Raw genomic sequence first — 16,903 nt, 5'->3', positions numbered from 1 at the left:
CTCACCTTCTCTGATATAGTCGGCCTCAGTTTCTATGACCCTACCGTATCAGCTGAGGTACTCAATGAGCCGCTCTTCCGAATTATTCCTTCAGGCAAAATCCGTTATCCCTGGAGGTGTGAACTCCCCTGTACGCGCTTTTAACGGTGTTGGCGGCGACCCCCTGTTTTTTGAAAGTGCAAACGGCGCTTACCTGCATGACGCCGATGGCAAAGCCTACATAGATTACGTGGGATCGTGGGGCCCAATGATCCTGGGACATAACCACCCAGCAATCAAACAGGCGGTATTTGATGCTGCCGAGCGTGGTTTGAGTTTTGGCGCGCCGACCGAAATCGAAGTCACCATGGCGGAGAAAGTGAAAGCTCTGGTACCTTCTATCGAAAAGGTGCGTATGGTCAGCTCAGGTACCGAAGCCACCATGAGTGCCATCCGCCTTGCTCGCGGTTACACCGGGCGAAACAAGCTGCTCAAGTTCGAAGGCTGTTATCACGGTCACGCAGATTCACTTCTGGTAAAAGCTGGCTCTGGCGCCTTAACACTGGGCGAGCCCACATCACCGGGCGTACCTGCCGATGTCGCCAAACATACACTAACAGCCGTGTTTAATGACTTGGATAACGTCAAAGGCTTCTTTGCACAGTATGGCGACGATATTGCCTGTGTGATCGTTGAACCTGTTGCTGGCAACATGAACTGCATTCCACCCGTGCCAGGTTTCCTCGAAGGGCTGCGCGAGCTATGTGACCAGCATGGTGCTGTGCTGATTTTTGACGAAGTAATGACCGGTTTTCGTGTTGCTCTGGGCGGCGCTCAGGAGCATTACGGTGTAATACCGGATATGACGACCTTAGGCAAAGTGATCGGCGGCGGCATGCCGGTTGGCGCGTTTGGCGGCAAAGCGGAGATCATGGCACATATTGCGCCCGAGGGTCCGGTTTACCAGGCCGGAACACTGTCAGGTAACCCTGTTGCCATGGCCGCAGGTTTGGCAGCACTCAGCTTGTTAGAAGCGCCAGGACTTCATAAGCAACTCGACGCAACGGCAGAAAAACTGGCGAAAGGATTTAAAGCCGAAGCCGACAAAGCAGGTGTACCTCTGACAATCAACCAAGTGGGTGGCATGTTTGGCTTCTTCTTTACCGATGCCGAACAAGTCACACGATTTGATCAAGTGACTCAATGCGACCTGGAACGGTTCCAGAAGTTCTACCACCTGATGTTGGAAGAAGGCGTCTATCTGGCACCTTCTGCCTATGAGGCAGGCTTTGTGTCGAACGCACATACAGATAAAGAGATTGATGAAACCATTGCTGCTGCCGGGCGTTGTTTTGCCAAGCTTTAGATAACCAGTTAACGATGACGAGCGAGTTATTCAATCAGTTGGAAGCTCTTCTCTGGTTTACTATGGGAATAGTGGTCTTACTCTTTGTATTGGTTAAACGAGCGCACAATGAAAAAGTATATTTCGTTTTAATCATCACTTTAGTTCTGTTCGGCATATCTGATTTAGTGGAAGCAAGGACAGGTGCCTGGTGGCAACCGTTCTGGTTATTGGCACTGAAATCCATTTGCGTTGTTTCGTTACTGCTTTGCTTTAAGAGGCTGTACCAGCTAAACAAGCACTCGAGAGCAAAAAAGGGAGGCTAACGCCTCCCTTTTTGTTTCCTTAAAGCCAATTACTCAGGGCTTACTTCAACACGACGGTTGAGGTAACGCGCTCCTAAGTCGTTGTTATCTGCCACTGGTGAAGACTCTCCATGCCACTCGATACGCAGCACGTTTTCTTTCACTCCCTTGCTCACCAGATAGTTACGAGCAGAGTGAGCACGGCGTTGAGAGAGACGCTCGTTATATGCCTCATCACCGACGAAGCATGTGTAGCCGTCCAGATCCATAGGAATACTGGTTTCCTCATAAACGGCTGCAACACAGTTGAGTATCTCCTGACCTTGAGGAGTCAGCTGATCTGAATCGAAATCAAACAGTATGTGTTTGAAGCCGACGATACGGTTGTCTTCCATCATGATCATGTCACCACAAGCTGCCATATAAGCCGGTGGACCCGCTTTCGGTGGTGGGCAACCCACTTCATCGACCACAGTATTTGGAGGTGTATCTGGACACTGATCCTTATAGTCCGGAACGCCATCACCGTCGCTATCTAATGGACAACCATTACTATCGACTGGCGCGTTAGCTGGTGTGCCTGGGCACTTATCCAGGTAATCAGGAACGCCATCGCCGTCACTGTCTATCGGACAGCCCACAGCATCGACTTTAACGCCTTCAGGAGTATTGGGGCACTGATCTTCTCCATCAGGTACACCATCACCATCTTCATCATTGTCACATACAAAGTAACCAATTAGGGCACCGGCTGCTGCACCCGCGCCTGCTGCGCCGGCACTGTCGATAGCCCCTAACAAGCCCCCGCCGGCACCACCAACAATGGCGCACCAACCTTTAGTAGAAACCTGTCCCGTACTGGTACAACCGGAAATCCAGACTACGGACAGGAGTACAAACCACTTTATTATTTTCACGTTTCGTCCTCCGTGTCCCAATACCCGTGATTAAAATCACACTCTGAGTATTGCACATGGGACGAAAAATGCCCGTCAGCCCCCGAACAACCGCTTCCACCAGCTCTTCTCTTTGTCTGGCTGACAGCTGGGCGCGACTGGCAAAGACGCTGCGATAGCTGGCACCTCAACCACACCTTCACAGTCATCGTCCGAGGGTGAGCCTGTTGCCGTGTCAAAGTAAGCCAGCTTGACGCCCGCGGGCGGACTGAACCTCAAAGAAACCGCCGAACGCCGCTTCAGGTAATCGGCATAAAGCTGCAATGCGCCACTTGAGCCAGTCAGCCCTGTAGCCGCATTATCATCACGACCCACCCACACGGTCACCACGTCACGTGCATCAAACCCCGCGTACCAACTGTCTCGGGCATCATTGCTGGTACCCGTTTTACCCGCCAGTTCATAGGAGGGAAAGCGTTGGCCAAGGGACTTTGCTGTGCCACGTGTAGTGACGTCATGAAGCGCATAGTTGAGCAGGTAAGTCGCTTTACGGTCTGCCGTTTGCACCCGGCTTGGCGTGAGGTCAGCCAACACTTCATTTTCACTGGAAAGTACAGCGCGAATCAGGTGCAGAGGTTGATAACTACCGCCTGCAGACAATGAGCTATAAAGCTGTGCTACCTCGAGCGGTGTCATACTTACTGAACCAAGCAGTGAGGATGGATAAAAATGCTGTGGTGGTTCAACGCCCAAGTTCTCCATCTGTCGGGATACTTTTTCCAGTCCCAGGCTCATACCTAGGTTAACCGTAGGTACATTCAGCGACATCACAAGGGCATCCATTAAGCTGACATTACCTCGGAATTGACGGTCGTAGTTCTGTGGCTGCCAGCGCTTACCCTGCTGATTAACCATTGAAACAGGTCGATCGGCCAGCACTGACGCCAACGAGTACTTCTTTGAGTCAGTCAATGCTGCCAGATAGACCACAGGCTTAATAAGCGAGCCAATAGGGCGCCTGGCATCCATGGCGCGGTTAAAACCCGCATAACCAGGGCGGCGATCTCCCACCAGTGCACGGATCCCGCCCGTACTGGCATCGGTCACCACAATCGCTGTCTGCAGTTTTTTCAGTTTATGGCGTTTTTCCAACGCAGGCAGCATTGCCACTGCTGATTTCTCCGCCGCTTTTTGGGCCAAGGGATCCAATGTTGTGTAGATCTTGAGTCCATTCTGGCCCACCAGTTGCGGTGCAAACTCTGTCAGCTCCCGGCGCAGCATGGTAGTCAGCGCAGGCTTCTTCGCCATGGCCGCTTCAGAACGCGGTAATACCTGCGTGTTCTGATTAACCGCCAGTTTGTATTCATCGGTGTCCAGCAGTTCATTTTCGACCAACAGCCGCAGTACCAAATCACGACGCTCCATTAACCGTTCGGGATGACGCCAGGGATCGTAATAGGAAGGACCTTTGATCAGAGCGACCAAAGAAGCTAACTGCCCTATGTTTAACTCGGCGAGAGGACGGCCAAAATAGAACTGAGCGGCAAGACCAAAACCATGCACCGCTGTGGCATAGTTCTGGCCAAGGTAGATCTCGTTTAAATAAGCTTCCAGGATCTCATCTTTTTCGTAGCGCGCATCAATGATCAGCGCCATATAAGCTTCGCGCAGCTTGCGCACAATGGAACGTTCACGGGTCAGGAAAAAGTTTTTAACCAGCTGCTGAGTCAGCGTACTGCCACCCTGCACCGTACGCCCCGCCTTAATATTGGCCACCAGCGCTCGTGCAATTGAGAACGGAGATACACCGTAGTGGTGATAGAAGTCGCGGTCTTCAACCAATAGCAGTGCCTCAACCAGCATCTGCGGTACATCCTGCAGCTCAACCAATACCCTGTCTTCACCCAAGCCGCTCGGCATACGCTCGATCAGGTAAGGCTCCAGATAGGCTTGGTTTACCTCCTGGCCATTCTGCTCAAGCACACTGATATCACGGCCGGTATAACGCACCATCAAGTGCCTGGCAGGATCAGTGCGGGTGCCATAACGCATCGGTCTGGCATAAATCTGTACCGCATAATCTGATGCTGCATATTCTCCGGGAGCAACCACCTTGTTTACTCTGCGGTAGCCCAGCAGTTCCAGCTCCTGCATCAGCTCTTGTCGACTGACAGGGGCATCCGGCGCAAGCCGCAGCGGTCGCCCATAGATCTGCGCAGGCAGTTCCCAGCGCTCGCCCTCAAACTTGGTTTGGATCAGGCTATCAAGATAAACGCCATAACCCGCGACCAGCACAGCACCTACGATGGATAGCTTGAAAAAAGTCGACCAAAAGTAACGCTTAAAACTGCGTTTTTGTTTTGGTGCAGCTTTCTTGGTTCGAGATTTACGCGTTGATTTGGTCTTACGGGCTGGCTTACGGGCCGGTTTCTTCTTTTCTGTCATAGTCTCTGTTTACTGTTTTCCCATCGCCCGTTTGGTTTTACGAGTCGCTTCGGCGGCAGCCGGATCATCGGGCCAATAATGCTTGGGGTAGCGTCCTTTCATCTCTTTTTGCACATCACGATAACTGCCTTGCCAAAACGCTGCTAGATCTCGCGTCACCTGCAAAGGTCGCCCGGCTGGCGAAAGCAGCTCCACGACAACACCAACGCTGCCAGCCACTTTCGGAGAGTCATGCTGACCATACATCTCTTGCATACGCACCGCAATGCGCGGGGCTTCTCCCTGCTGATACTGAATAGCAATACGCGAGCCTGTGGGGGCTTGATAATGGGTCGGTAATTGCTTATCCAATAATTGCGCGAGCGACCAATCTAAAAGGCTATGCAGAGCCTGCCTCAGTATTGTTTCAGTCAGTTTATTTGGGTGACGAACATCGGTAATAAAAGGCGCTAACCACTGCCAATCGGCAGCTAACCGCTGATCAGAAACATCTGGCCAGTTGTCAACTGTAAGATATCTCTGAGCCATCAACACTCGTTGCTGCCAATTTCTTAATGCCGGTGTCCAAGGCAGCTTATCGACGCCTCTGGCGGCTATTCCCGCCAAAACGCCCTGCTGCCAGCGCGGGTCTGAAACGGGGATCTGCAACGGTTTGGTTGTTAACGGCAATTTGCCCAAGTACCGCCCTTCTGTCGCAGTTACCCTTTCCTGCCTGGCATCCCAGCCGATTTCCTGTCGCTCTTCAATCAAAGAGTCACAATGGGCTTCAACGAGCGACAGAGATAACGGGGCAGCCAAACTGACCAATGGATTACCCGAATGGCTGTCCCGCAACGAAGCTACCGCCAGCCACTCAGCGTTTTGATGACGACTGTTCTCAGCCAAATTAGCGCCAAAACCCCGTGCTGTAAGGTATTGCTGACCACGCACACCCGCTATCCAATCCGGGTAGGCAATAGCCACCAACAGCGCCGCATAGTCATGGTTGAACAGGCTTGCTTTCCAGCTCGCCGCTGCGCCTGAGACCGTCTGTCGTTTCAACTGCTGTGCCCGTTGCTGCAATCGCCTGCGCATCGCCTGATGCGGTTCGCCAGTGTCAGTCAGCCAATCTAACCAGCGGCCAAGGTCATCGGCAAAAGGTTGCTTAGGTAATGGCTCTTCCATCAGCACAGCGACCGCAGCGGCGGTATCGAGTAGACTTGACTCGGGCAGCGCAAGTTCAGTTGGCTTGAGTGCAGATTGATTGGTTGCATTTGATACCGCCCAAACCAACATATGAGCCACTTCGGGCGAGGCGCCCACCTTTGCTAACGCCTGGCCGTGAGCAGTGATCCGCCCTTCGCCATCTATAGCTTGATACTGCTGAAGTCGAGCGACCGCACTTTGCCACAAACTGGGATCGGGCAGATCCAACCAGGTCAGATCCTCAGGGCAAGTAACACCCCACATCGCCAACTCCAGCACCAACGCCGATAGGTCAGCTGATTGGATCTCAGGCAAAGACTGTTTCGCCTTGCGGCTATGCAACTCCTCGCTCCAGAGTCGGTAAGCCCTTCCCGGCATCAAGCGCCCAGCTCGACCGGCGCGCTGAGTCGCTGATGCTTGTGATATCTCCTGGGTATCGAGTCGGGTATGACCGATTTTATGGTGATAACTGGCCTGGCGATGTAATCCGCTATCCACCACCACACTTATACCGTCAATAGTCAGGCTGGTTTCCGCAACGTTGGTCGCCAATACCACCTTGCGTTTGCCATCGGCTGCGGGTGCAATCGCCTGTCGCTGTGCCTTGGGATCTAAACTGCCGTAAAGCGGTGTAACCTCAATAGTGCTGCTATCCAACGTCGTGTGATGAGCTAATCGTTCAGTGAGCTGTCGCTGTAATTGCTGGATCTCAAACATGCCCGGTAAAAACACCAATACCGAGCCATCTGACTCAAGCAATGCCTGTTCGGTGAGTTTGACCATTTGTGGCGCAAGTGGCTGACGTCGGTCACGGCCCTGATAAAACACCTCAACTGGGTAACTACGCCCCTCGCACTGAACTAACGCGGCTTCAGGAAACCTTTCCTGCAACGCCATGCCTTCCAGAGTCGCGGACATCACCAGTATCTTGAGGTCATCCCTTAACCCTTGCTGAACATCAACGCTCAGTGCCAGCCCCAGATCTGCATGCAGACTGCGCTCATGGAATTCGTCGAAAATCACCAGGCCGATGCCATTCAGTTCTGGATCAGATTGCAGCAAACGTGTCAGTACGCCTTCGGTCACCACCTCAATGCGGGTTTTGTCACTGACCTTGGTTTCCTGCCGCATACGCAGGCCCACCGTTTGCCCCAAAGGCTCGCCCAATTGCTGGGCCAGAAACGCTGCGACATTTCTGGCTGCTAACCTGCGCGGCTCTAACAACAGGATCTTTTGTTGCTGCCGTGAGGCCTGTTTTAATAGCTGTAATGGCAGGAAGGTGGATTTACCGGCACCCGGCGGCGCCTCCAGGATCACCATGTCATTCTCTGCCAATGCCTGGCAGATACTGTCGCAGTGCTGAGCGATGGGTGGCAGATGAGATGCTAAAGAGTCAGATACAGGCAAAGCAAAACACTATCATGGCTAAAGCGATGCACTATTCTAACCCAAGGTAGATCCGGTGAACGTCTTACAATGACAAAAAATGGCAAACGACTGTTTTTGGGTTTGGGATTTAACACCGAAGCCAAAAACCAGATAGCGGAAAATCAGCGATCATTAGCTATCGCCGGGCGCCCGGTCGCGGCCGCTAACTTTCATCAAACCCTGGTTTTTCTGGGCCAAGTATCAGAAGAACAACAAAGTCAGTTGGTTGAAAGGGTAAATGAGATAGAAAATCCAGCATTCGCTATCACCTACAACCGTTTCGGTTATTGGCGTAAACCACAGATACTGTTTCTCGCGCCGACATCTATGCCTGAAGAGCTTTCAAAGCTGGTCGAACAGCTACAGCAGGCAGTCATCGGTGCAGGCTTGCCGATAGAAGAGCGCCCTTATCGGCCTCATATTACCCTTGTAAGAAAAGTCACCCGACAGCCTCAAACACTGCCAGCACCCATCGCTTTCAGCACACAGTTTCAGCAGTTTACTCTTTATCATTCTGCCAGCAGTGCTGACGGGGTTTGTTACTTACCGCTCCAAACATGGCCGCTCCAAATATAGCCACTCGAACATTGACCACTTAAAAGCTGACCATTTCAAAGCGGTTAAACACGCTCCATTTACTCAGGCACATATTCACACAACAGATGGGCAATGGTTTGCACTCCTTGCGCGGTGGCACCTGCGTCCCAAAGACTATTCCCTTTATCGTTGAATGAGGCAGCCAGATCCAGATGCAGCCAGCCCTTGCCTTCATCTGCGACAAACCGCGACAAAAAGCCCGCCGCATTGGATGCACCACCCGCACCACCGCCTTTAACAGGACGGCTATTGGCCGTGTCGGCATAGGGAGATGGGCAGGCCTGTTGATGCCACGTCGCCAATGGCAATCGCCACAATGGGTCTTGCTCAGCAACGGACGCAGCCAGAGCCTTCTTCGCGGCCTTATCATCCAACGCAAACAGCGCGTTAAACTCATTGCCCAGAGCAGCCACCGCAGCGCCCGTCAGTGTTGCGGCATCGATGGTCAGTGTTGGTTTGAACTCGGCCGCCTTGAGTAGTCCATCGGCCAGTACCACGCGCCCTTCGGCATCAGTGTTTACAATCTCTACTGTCACACGGTTTTTATACTCAAGCACGTCACCCAGTTTGTAAGCATTGCCGCTGACCAGATTTTCTGCGCAGCAGAGCACCAATCTCACACGTTTTTTCAAGCCGCGCTGTATCGCCAAGCCAAGGGCAGCCGTCACAGTGGCTGCACCGCCCATATCGGCCTTCATCGACAGCATGCCTTCGCTGGATTTAAGGCTGTAGCCACCGCTATCGAAGGTGATCCCTTTGCCAACCAACACGGCGTGGGTATCAGCATCGGTATTGCCCGTCGGGTTATAGTCAAGTACCAACATCACAGGTGGATGGTCACTGGCTCGGCCAACGCTATGAACGCCGACCCAGCCCTCTTCAAGTAGCGCCTCGCCTTTTATAATCTGGTGAGAAAGCTCCTCGCCCGCAATAGACTGGAGATGACTTACCGCCTGCGTCACCAAAGATTCTGGCGTGCATTTGGCGGGGCCTTGATGTGTGACTTGCTTTACCCATCGCAGCGCAGACTCCCTGGCCAACAACTCTTCGTGATGACTGGCTTCCAGCGGCGCCCAAAGGATGTCGTAATCACTATTGGTATTGGCAAAGCCCTGTGCAAATGCCCACTGCTGCGCCATCAGCCAATGGTGGCCATGGAGCTGTACCTGCTTAATCCCCATAGCAGAGAGTTTTCGCCCAGCCTGCTGAATGGTTCGCAGCTCGCTTGCTCCATCAATATGAATTCGTGCGATATCACCACTAAACGAAAGGGGGCTTTTTCCCCAGGTGGCTGGCGGGCTTTGTTCTGTCAGTTCTACAACTAAACGATCTGCCATTTTCTCTTCTGCCTGTTTTTGTTGTTATGACTTGTCAAAGAGTTTACTACAATGCCGACTCAAACAAGCTGCGTACAATTTAAAAAGGCCAGATTTAGATGCTGTTCGATCCCCCTCTCTCTTCCGCCACACTGATTAAGCGTTACAAACGATTTTTGGCCGACATAACGTTAAGCAACGGAGACCAAATAACGGTGCATTGCGCAAATACCGGCGCGATGACCGGATGCGCGGGCGAAGGCTGGCCTGTTTACTACAGCAAAAGCAACAATCCCAAACGTAAACTGCCAGGCTCTCTTGAACTCACGGTATCACCCGACAGCCACCTCATTTGCGTCAACACGGCCATGGCCAATAAGCTGGTAGAAGAAGCATTGAGCAACGGGATTATCACCGAGCTCAGCGGATACCGAGGGTTAAAAAGGGAAGTGAAATACGGCCAGGAAAATAGTCGTATCGATTTTCTCCTATCCGAACATGACACTGCGCCTGACTGCTATCTGGAAGTAAAAATGGTCACGCTACTTGAAGAGGGTCAAGGATACTTTCCTGATGCCGTGACGACACGCGGACAAAAACATCTGAGAGAACTTATTGAGCAAGTTGAACAAGGATATAGCGCTGCATTGCTATTCTGCGTAACACACACAGGTATAGATTCAATGAAAGCCGCAGCCCACATAGACCCAGCGTATGCTCAACTTTTAGGCGAAGCCATTTCGGCTGGGGTAAAAGTACTGGCATATGGCTGTGATATATCGGAAAAGGAAATCAAAATAGACAGACCGCTGCCAGTTGGCTGAAGCAAGATCTGCCTCACGCAACTTATCTACACCTTGTCTGTCTATTAACAAAAGCCAACAATCAAATTGCAGGGGCTGTGCGATTCTGATATAGATAGCGCCCTATTTAGTTTTAGGTAATTGTTGTTAGACGAAGGAGAATGGGCATGCCTCAAGGCAAAGCTAGCAGTCTGGGCATTCTTTCACTCGCTGGGGTTGAGCCGTATCAGCCCAAGTCAGGCGAGGAATATATGGGCCTGCCTCAGCTGGAGCACTTCAGAAAGATTCTTGAAGCCTGGCGCAACCAACTTCGTGAAGAAGTCGATCGCACCGTAACCCACATGAAGGACGAAGCAGCAAACTTCCCTGATCCTGTGGACCGTGCAGCGCAAGAAGAAGAATTCAGCCTGGAGCTGAGAACCCGCGACCGCGAACGTAAGCTGATCAAGAAGATCGAAAAGACGTTGCAAAAGATCGAAGAAGACGATTTTGGTTTCTGCGACCACTGTGGTGTAGAGATCGGTATTCGCCGTCTGGAAGCACGTCCTACTGCCGACCTATGCATTGACTGCAAAACATTGGCAGAGATTAAAGAGAAGCAACTCGCAGGTTAATCAATATTGGGAGCCCACTAACCTCCCTTTATTGCTACATGACAATCGATGATGTCGTCTCATGTTGAAGCGGCCGCCCCCTATCGCGGCCGTTTTGCCCCCTCGCCCTCGGGCCCTCTTCATTTTGGTTCCCTTATTGCTGCCGTCGGTAGTTATATGCAGGCTCGCTCGCAGCAGGGCCAATGGTTGCTGCGTGTTGAAAACATCGATCCACCCAGAGAGATGCCCGGTGCCGATAGCATTATCCTGCGTCAGTTGGAGAAGTTTGGCCTGCATTGGGACGGGCCGGTTATCTACCAAAGTGAACGCAGTGACGCCTACGATGCGGTACTAGATGATCTAAGGGCGAGAAACCTAAGCTATTACTGCCATTGCACTCGAAAGAGCATCATGGCTCAAGGTGGCTTCTATACTGGCGTTTGTCGCGATAAAAATCTGGGCGATCAAGACACGGCACTGCGCTTTATCAATCATCACCCCGTCGCCCAGTTCGAAGATAAACTGCTTGGCCCCATTGCATTGAATCAGGCCTTTGCCAACGAAGACTTTATTATTCGTCGTCGCGATCGCCTCTACGCCTATCAGCTTGCCGTGGTTGTGGATGATATTGATGAGCAGATTACCGAAGTTGTTAGAGGGGCTGACTTAATCACGCCAACGGGGAGGCAGATAGCCCTGTTTAACGCTCTAGGCGCAAAAACCCCTGATTACCTGCACCTCCCTCTGGCCACCCATGCCGATGGTCATAAGCTGTCAAAACAAACCCATGCGCCCGCATTGGATGAAGAAAATGTGCTGGAACAACTGATGGCCGCCTTAAAGTTTTTGCGTCAACCACTACCAAGAGACGCCAAAGATGCGTCCGTTGAGGAGCTTTTGGCCTGGTCAGCCAAGCATTGGCAACTAAATCTGATACCGAAAGCTGAGAAAATTGCCATCGACTGATCCTCAGCAGTTTTCCCTGCCCGCGCTCTGGTATATCATTGGCGCCCAAATTTTCAGCGTAATCTCAGAGGTTAGTTATCCTTTCCCGCATCATTAAATTGTGCAAACAGGCTGTTGGTCAGCAAGACCAAGACGAGACTGGAGGCGCGCTAGAAGCGACCGTCATTCCTCGCTCTGCACACTCGATCTCGCGAACGGATATCAGTGACAATGCGCTGAAGGTGCTCTATCGGCTCAGTAAACACGGCTATCAAGCGTATCTAGTCGGCGGTGGCGTGCGCGATCTGCTACTGGGGCTTAAACCCAAAGATTTCGATATTGTTACCGACGCCTCTCCAGAACAGGTGAAAAAGTTATTCCGTAACTGCCGCCTGGTAGGCCGTAGATTCCGCCTCGCTCATATCCTGTTTGGCCGTGACATTATTGAAGTGGCTACCATGCGTGGCCACCACAGCAACGCGGAAGATGACAAAACCGGCAACGCGCATGCTGAAACAGGCATGATCCTGCGTGACAACGTCTACGGCACCATTGAAGAAGATGCCGCGCGCCGCGACTTCAGTATCAATGCACTCTACTACAACATTGCTGATTTCAGCGTCCACGATTTCGCTCACGGCGTCGAAGCAATAGAAAAACGCAAGATTGACCTGATTGGCGATCCGGAAACCCGTTATCGTGAAGATCCTGTACGCATGCTGCGGGCTGTGCGTTTTGCGGTAAAACTGGATATGAGCATCACCAAGCGCACTGCTAAGCCTATTCCTGAACTGGCGCATATGCTGCAGCAGATCCCTGCCGCCCGCCTGTTTGAAGAGGTGCAGAAACTGTTCTTGGCTGGCCGCGCACTGGACACCTATAAGATGCTGCGCGAGTACAAACTGATGCAGCAACTGTTCCCCAGTCTTAAGCCTTGCTTCACAGATGAAGGTGACAGCGATGCAGAACGCTTTTTAGAAGCGGCGTTGGCCAATACCGACAAACGTATTGCCGAAGGTAAACGTGTTACTCCCGCCTTCCTGTTTGCCGCCCTTTATTGGGGTCCGGTTCAGGCTCGTTGTGAAGAGCTGATGTTGGAAAGTGACCTGCCGTACACAGACGCCCTAGGCCTGGCCAGCAGCGACGTACTTGACCGCGCGCAGAAGCGAATTGCCGTTCCTAAACGTTTCTCCATTCCAGCGCGAGAAATTTGGCAATTGCAGCTGCGCTTGCCAAAGCGTATGGGTAATCGCGCTGAAAAACTGGCTGGCCATCCTCGTTTCCGTGCCGCTTATGACTTCCTATTGTTACGAGGCAGCATCGTTGGCGGCGAAGTGGAGGAGTTGGCTCAGTGGTGGACCGATTATCAACAAAGTGACGAAAGCCACCAGCAACAACTGATCAAAGCTCTTAAGCCCCGTGGCCCACGTCGCTCCAGAAACTCTCGACGCCGCCGCAAGCCTAAATCAGCAGGTAGCAGTAATAAAGAGAGTAAAGGCGAGTCAAATCAGTAATGGCAACCTGTTACATAGGGATCGGCAGTAACCTTGGCGATCCCATTGCCCAGGCCAAACAAGCTATTGATGCATTGACTACGATTGCTCATACCCAGCTGACAAATGTTTCAGGCCTCTACCGCAGCAAGCCTCTGGGGCCTCAAGACCAACCTGATTACGTAAATGCCGTGGCCGAGCTTGAAACGAAGCTCGAGCCTCTTGCTCTATTAGATGCATTGCAGCATATCGAACAAACGCAGGGCCGTACCCGCAAGGCTGAGCGCTGGGGGCCAAGGACATTGGATCTCGATATTCTGTTGTTTTCAGAGCAAGTGATCGACATACCTCGGCTGCAAGTACCTCACTACCATATGCGTCAACGAGAGTTTGTGATTCTGCCTTTGGCCGAGATCGCCCCGGAGCTGAAAATGCCCGATGACGGCGTTGCGATCAAAACACTGGCAGCACAACTCCCAGATAATGGCCTGCAAAGATTTGCGTACTATACTCCGCAGCGCTAAGGCGGTGTTTCAGGTGCGTCAACCCTAATCCACTGATATAGTTTGCCGCCCTGTGGTTCAGAACGCTTTGGTTTAAAGCGTTTTGGTTTAAAGCCCTTTGGTTTATAGCCCTATGGCAGACAAGAAGTCTTAATAATCGGTTATTTGGCATGAGTAAAACTACTGTTTCAACATTGCTGAAGTACAAGCAGGCAGGCGAAAAATTTGCCACCATTACTGCTTACGATGCCTCATTCTCCAAACTGTTCGCTGACGCGGGCATCGAAGTCATCCTGGTAGGTGATTCGCTCGGTATGGTTTTGCAGGGACATTCAGATACCCTGCCCGTCACGGTCGATGAAATGGCCTATCACATCAGCAGTGTCCGTCGCGGTACAGCAGATACATTGGTGATCGGTGATATGCCGTTCATGAGCTACACCACCCCCGAGCAAACCTACCAAACCGCCACCAAGCTAATGCAAGCTGGCGCCAATATGGTCAAACTGGAAGGTGGCGAGTGGTTGTATGACAGCATCCGCGGTCTGACCGAGCGAGGCGTACCCGTGTGTGGTCATTTGGGCCTTACCCCTCAATCTGTTCACCTGTTCGGTGGCTTTAAGGTGCAGGGACGTCAGCAGGAGCAAGCAGAAAAACTTCTCAATGACGCCAAAGCCCTGGAGTCAGCTGGCGCGCAATTACTGGTACTGGAATGCATCCCTGCCGACCTGGCTAAACAGATCACTGAGGCGTTAACCATCCCAGTGATAGGGATCGGCGCGGGTAAAGATACCGATGGCCAGATCCTGGTAATGCACGATATGTTTGGTATTACCCCCGGCAAACCACCCAAGTTCAGCAAGAACTTCCTGACGGAAGGTGGTGACATGCGCGGCGCCGTTGAAGCTTATATTAATGCGGTAGCAGAGGGCGTTTTCCCAGGCCCAGAGCATACTTTCTAGGATCATCCGGGTAATAACATGCAAACCGTAGAATCTATTGAAGCACTCCGTGCGCAGGTAAAAGCCTGGCGTCAGGCGGGGCACCGCATCGGATTTGTCCCCACCATGGGGAATCTTCACCAAGGTCACCTAACTTTGGTGGAAGAGGCAAAAAAACATGCGGACAAAATCATTGTCAGCATCTTCGTGAACCCGATGCAGTTTGATCGTGCCGACGATCTTGACCGCTATCCCAGAACCCTAGACGCCGACCAGCAGAAACTAGTGGCATCTGGCGTCGACCTGCTGTTCACGCCCACGCCTGCCATCATGTATCCCAAAGGATTGGCCTCGCAAACCTTTGTCGAGGTGCCAGAGTTGTCGGCGCTGCTGGAAGGAGCATCACGCCCCGGCCATTTTCGAGGCGTATCCACTGTCGTAACCAAGTTGTTTAACCTAGTACAACCGGATGTCGCGTGCTTTGGTCAGAAGGACTATCAGCAACTGGCCCTGATCCGTCAGATGGTGATAGATTTGGCAATGGATATTGAGATTATCGGTGTACCCACGGTACGCGATAGCGACGGCTTGGCAATGAGCAGCCGTAATGGATACTTGACGCCCGATCAACGGGACATCGCCCCACTGTTGTACCAGAACATGCAGCAATTGAGCGAAGCCTTAGTTGAGGGTAAAATACCGCTAGAGCAATTACTCGAGAATGTCCGGGAACAATTGGACGTTCATGGGTTCCATACAGATAGCATTGATGTAGTGGATGCTGATACGTTGCGACCTCTAACATCAGACAGCCAGCGGGCTGTCGTGCTAATAGCGGCATTTTTGGGCGCTGCCCGCCTGATAGATAATCAGGTGGTGGAATTGCAGATGGCCGCAGATTGATCTATATTTGCGCGCCTTGTCGATTTTCCGCTAGTTTTGTGACGGAAGTAAGACAAGGATAGCAATAAAGGGGAAACTGAATGCAAACCACTATGTTAAAAGGCAAGTTGCACCAAGCACGTGTAACTCACGCTGAACTCGAATACGAGGGTTCATGCGCGATTGACCAGGATATGCTGGATGCCTCAGGGATCCTTGAATTCGAACAGATTCAAATTTACAACATCGACAACGGTAAGCGTTTCACCACATACGCTATCGCTGGCGAACGCGGTTCAAAGATCATCTCTGTTAATGGCGCAGCAGCGCACCAGGCAGACGTTGGTGATCGCGTGATTATCTGTGCTTATGTGGGCATGAGTAACGCTGAAGCGAAAACTCATAAGCCCAGCCTGGTTTATCTGGACAAAGACAACAACATTGTCCGTACCAGCAAGGATCTGCCAATTCAGGTGGCTTAACCGGCTAACTGCTGAATGGCTTGATAAGGCGAGGCGCGAAAGCACTCGCCTTTTTCGATCCTGGGGCTTAGCACAGAAAGACTGGGCTCTTAGCTTAAGTGCGTCACCAGTTGCCACAACGCCTGCCCGCTGGCCTGATACTTACGCTCAAATGGCGTCAACGGCGTTGAAACGGAGAGTTCACCCACTTCCGGTTTATTTTGCCCTGCAACACCTAACGCTTGGGCAAACTCCTCCAGATAAAGTTTCCAGTTACTGCGCAACTCCAGCTGCCCACCAATCTGCAACAGATAGGGAAACACTGCTGCACCATGCCAACGTCGCTGCAAATGCTTCGATTTAGGCCAGGGGTTTGGGTAGAGCAGGTAATGATGTGTCACAGGCCAGTCTGATTCGGCAATCAACCGCCAAAGGTCATTGAGGTCTGCTCGAGCCAGCAGGTAGTTATCCGCTTGTTCCAGCTCAATCAGAAACTCACGTTCGATGCGATCAGCTGATTTATCCATACCGATCACCAGCGCATTAGGATGCTGTAACGCCAAACGACGGGTGCTTTCGCCCACGCCACAGCAAGAATCCAGTATCACTGGACCGCCATGGGCCTGAACCTTGCCAGAAAGCGTCTCAAAAAGCGCTTGTGAGCGCTCTGCAATAGGCTTCTGAAAAGGTTGTTCGAGATGACGCCGCACGACCTCATCCAGCCGTTCATGAAGCCCTGACTGGTTGCTCTCAATAGAACGAGAATTACCTTCGCTGCCTGCCATC

Annotated in this window: 15 protein-coding genes; 10 read left to right on the top strand and 5 right to left on the bottom strand. The window is 52.0% G+C overall.

Going from position 1 to position 16,903, the window contains the following annotated elements:
* Positions 1–64 precede the first annotated feature (64 nt).
* A complete protein-coding gene (gene hemL / locus ABEA14_RS07265) occupies positions 65–1,345 on the top strand; it encodes a glutamate-1-semialdehyde 2,1-aminomutase (protein WP_345339238.1) in 1,281 nt (426 codons plus the stop codon).
* A 334-nt stretch (positions 1,346–1,679) separates the two neighbouring features.
* Here hemL and ABEA14_RS07260 read toward each other — a convergent pair whose 3' ends face one another.
* From ABEA14_RS07260 to hrpB, 3 genes are all read right to left on the bottom strand, one after another.
* Positions 1,680–2,546, bottom strand: coding sequence for an OmpA family protein (locus ABEA14_RS07260; protein WP_345339237.1), 867 nt, complete (start codon positions 2,544–2,546; stop codon positions 1,680–1,682).
* A gap of 75 nt (positions 2,547–2,621) precedes the next feature.
* Positions 2,622–4,970 (bottom strand): penicillin-binding protein 1B, encoded by a 2,349-nt coding sequence (gene mrcB, locus ABEA14_RS07255; protein WP_345339236.1) that lies wholly within the window; start codon positions 4,968–4,970, stop codon positions 2,622–2,624.
* 9 nt (positions 4,971–4,979) lie between these two features.
* A complete protein-coding gene (gene hrpB, locus ABEA14_RS07250; protein ID WP_345339235.1) occupies positions 4,980–7,562 on the bottom strand; it encodes an ATP-dependent helicase HrpB in 2,583 nt (860 codons plus the stop codon).
* A gap of 69 nt (positions 7,563–7,631) precedes the next feature.
* Between hrpB and thpR the strand changes: the two genes are divergently transcribed.
* Positions 7,632–8,159 (top strand): RNA 2',3'-cyclic phosphodiesterase, encoded by a 528-nt coding sequence (gene thpR / locus ABEA14_RS07245; RefSeq protein ID WP_345339234.1) that lies wholly within the window; start codon positions 7,632–7,634, stop codon positions 8,157–8,159.
* 59 nt (positions 8,160–8,218) lie between these two features.
* On the opposite strand, the gene pepB is transcribed toward thpR, so the two are convergent.
* Positions 8,219–9,517 carry an aminopeptidase PepB gene (gene pepB / locus ABEA14_RS07240; protein ID WP_345339233.1) on the bottom strand — a complete coding sequence of 433 codons (1,299 nt, stop codon included), beginning with the start codon at positions 9,515–9,517 and terminating at the stop codon, positions 8,219–8,221.
* 98 nt (positions 9,518–9,615) lie between these two features.
* On the opposite strand from pepB, the gene sfsA reads away from it, so the two are divergent.
* The 8 genes from sfsA to panD all read left to right on the top strand — a co-directional run bounded on the left by sfsA (position 9,616) and on the right by panD (position 16,138).
* Complete coding sequence (sfsA, locus tag ABEA14_RS07235; RefSeq protein WP_345339232.1) at positions 9,616–10,320, top strand: DNA/RNA nuclease SfsA; 705 nt, start codon at positions 9,616–9,618, stop codon at positions 10,318–10,320.
* A gap of 146 nt (positions 10,321–10,466) precedes the next feature.
* Complete coding sequence (dksA, locus tag ABEA14_RS07230) at positions 10,467–10,913, top strand: RNA polymerase-binding protein DksA (RefSeq protein ID WP_345339230.1); 447 nt, start codon at positions 10,467–10,469, stop codon at positions 10,911–10,913.
* Positions 10,914–10,961: 48 nt separating this feature from the next.
* On the top strand, positions 10,962–11,858 hold the full coding sequence (gene gluQRS / locus ABEA14_RS07225; protein WP_345339228.1) for a tRNA glutamyl-Q(34) synthetase GluQRS: 897 nt from the start codon (positions 10,962–10,964) through the stop codon (positions 11,856–11,858).
* Positions 11,859–11,956: 98 nt separating this feature from the next.
* Positions 11,957–13,351 carry a polynucleotide adenylyltransferase PcnB gene (gene pcnB, locus ABEA14_RS07220; protein WP_345339227.1) on the top strand — a complete coding sequence of 465 codons (1,395 nt, stop codon included), beginning with the start codon at positions 11,957–11,959 and terminating at the stop codon, positions 13,349–13,351.
* A complete protein-coding gene (gene folK, locus ABEA14_RS07215; protein ID WP_345339225.1) occupies positions 13,351–13,854 on the top strand; it encodes a 2-amino-4-hydroxy-6-hydroxymethyldihydropteridine diphosphokinase in 504 nt (167 codons plus the stop codon). The genes pcnB and folK overlap by 1 nt, the downstream gene beginning before the upstream one ends.
* 149 nt (positions 13,855–14,003) lie before the next feature.
* Complete coding sequence (gene panB / locus ABEA14_RS07210; RefSeq protein WP_345339224.1) at positions 14,004–14,795, top strand: 3-methyl-2-oxobutanoate hydroxymethyltransferase; 792 nt, start codon at positions 14,004–14,006, stop codon at positions 14,793–14,795.
* An 18-nt stretch (positions 14,796–14,813) separates the two neighbouring features.
* Complete coding sequence (gene panC / locus ABEA14_RS07205) at positions 14,814–15,677, top strand: pantoate--beta-alanine ligase (RefSeq protein ID WP_345339223.1); 864 nt, start codon at positions 14,814–14,816, stop codon at positions 15,675–15,677.
* Positions 15,678–15,757: 80 nt separating this feature from the next.
* A complete protein-coding gene (panD, locus tag ABEA14_RS07200) occupies positions 15,758–16,138 on the top strand; it encodes an aspartate 1-decarboxylase (protein ID WP_345339222.1) in 381 nt (126 codons plus the stop codon).
* Positions 16,139–16,227: 89 nt separating this feature from the next.
* On the opposite strand, the gene trmB is transcribed toward panD, so the two are convergent.
* Positions 16,228–16,902 (bottom strand): tRNA (guanine(46)-N(7))-methyltransferase TrmB, encoded by a 675-nt coding sequence (gene trmB / locus ABEA14_RS07195; RefSeq protein ID WP_345339221.1) that lies wholly within the window; start codon positions 16,900–16,902, stop codon positions 16,228–16,230.
* Between the last annotated feature and the right edge of the window lies 1 nt (position 16,903).

This window comes from Corallincola platygyrae (assembly GCF_039544265.1).
In the GTDB taxonomy this organism is placed as follows: Bacteria; Pseudomonadota; Gammaproteobacteria; order Enterobacterales; family Neiellaceae; genus Corallincola; species Corallincola platygyrae.
Note: the sequence above shows the minus strand (reverse complement) of the source record. Positions and strands in the feature narration are given on the sequence as shown.

What these genes read in the sequence shown, in the direction of transcription:
- pepB (WP_345339233.1), bottom strand. Translation starts at nt 9,517, where the DNA reads ATGGCAGATCGTTTAGTTGTAGAACTGACAGAACAAAGCCCGCCAGCC.
- panD (WP_345339222.1), top strand. Translation starts at nt 15,758, where the DNA reads ATGCAAACCACTATGTTAAAAGGCAAGTTGCACCAAGCACGTGTAACT.
- panC (WP_345339223.1), top strand. Translation starts at nt 14,814, where the DNA reads ATGCAAACCGTAGAATCTATTGAAGCACTCCGTGCGCAGGTAAAAGCC.
- thpR (WP_345339234.1), top strand. Translation starts at nt 7,632, where the DNA reads ATGACAAAAAATGGCAAACGACTGTTTTTGGGTTTGGGATTTAACACC.
- trmB (WP_345339221.1), bottom strand. Translation starts at nt 16,902, where the DNA reads ATGGCAGGCAGCGAAGGTAATTCTCGTTCTATTGAGAGCAACCAGTCA.
- sfsA (WP_345339232.1), top strand. Translation starts at nt 9,616, where the DNA reads ATGCTGTTCGATCCCCCTCTCTCTTCCGCCACACTGATTAAGCGTTAC.
- mrcB (WP_345339236.1), bottom strand. Translation starts at nt 4,970, where the DNA reads ATGACAGAAAAGAAGAAACCGGCCCGTAAGCCAGCCCGTAAGACCAAA.
- folK (WP_345339225.1), top strand. Translation starts at nt 13,351, where the DNA reads ATGGCAACCTGTTACATAGGGATCGGCAGTAACCTTGGCGATCCCATT.
- hemL (WP_345339238.1), top strand. Translation starts at nt 65, where the DNA reads ATGAGCCGCTCTTCCGAATTATTCCTTCAGGCAAAATCCGTTATCCCT.
- gluQRS (WP_345339228.1), top strand. Translation starts at nt 10,962, where the DNA reads ATGATGTCGTCTCATGTTGAAGCGGCCGCCCCCTATCGCGGCCGTTTT.
- panB (WP_345339224.1), top strand. Translation starts at nt 14,004, where the DNA reads ATGAGTAAAACTACTGTTTCAACATTGCTGAAGTACAAGCAGGCAGGC.
- dksA (WP_345339230.1), top strand. Translation starts at nt 10,467, where the DNA reads ATGCCTCAAGGCAAAGCTAGCAGTCTGGGCATTCTTTCACTCGCTGGG.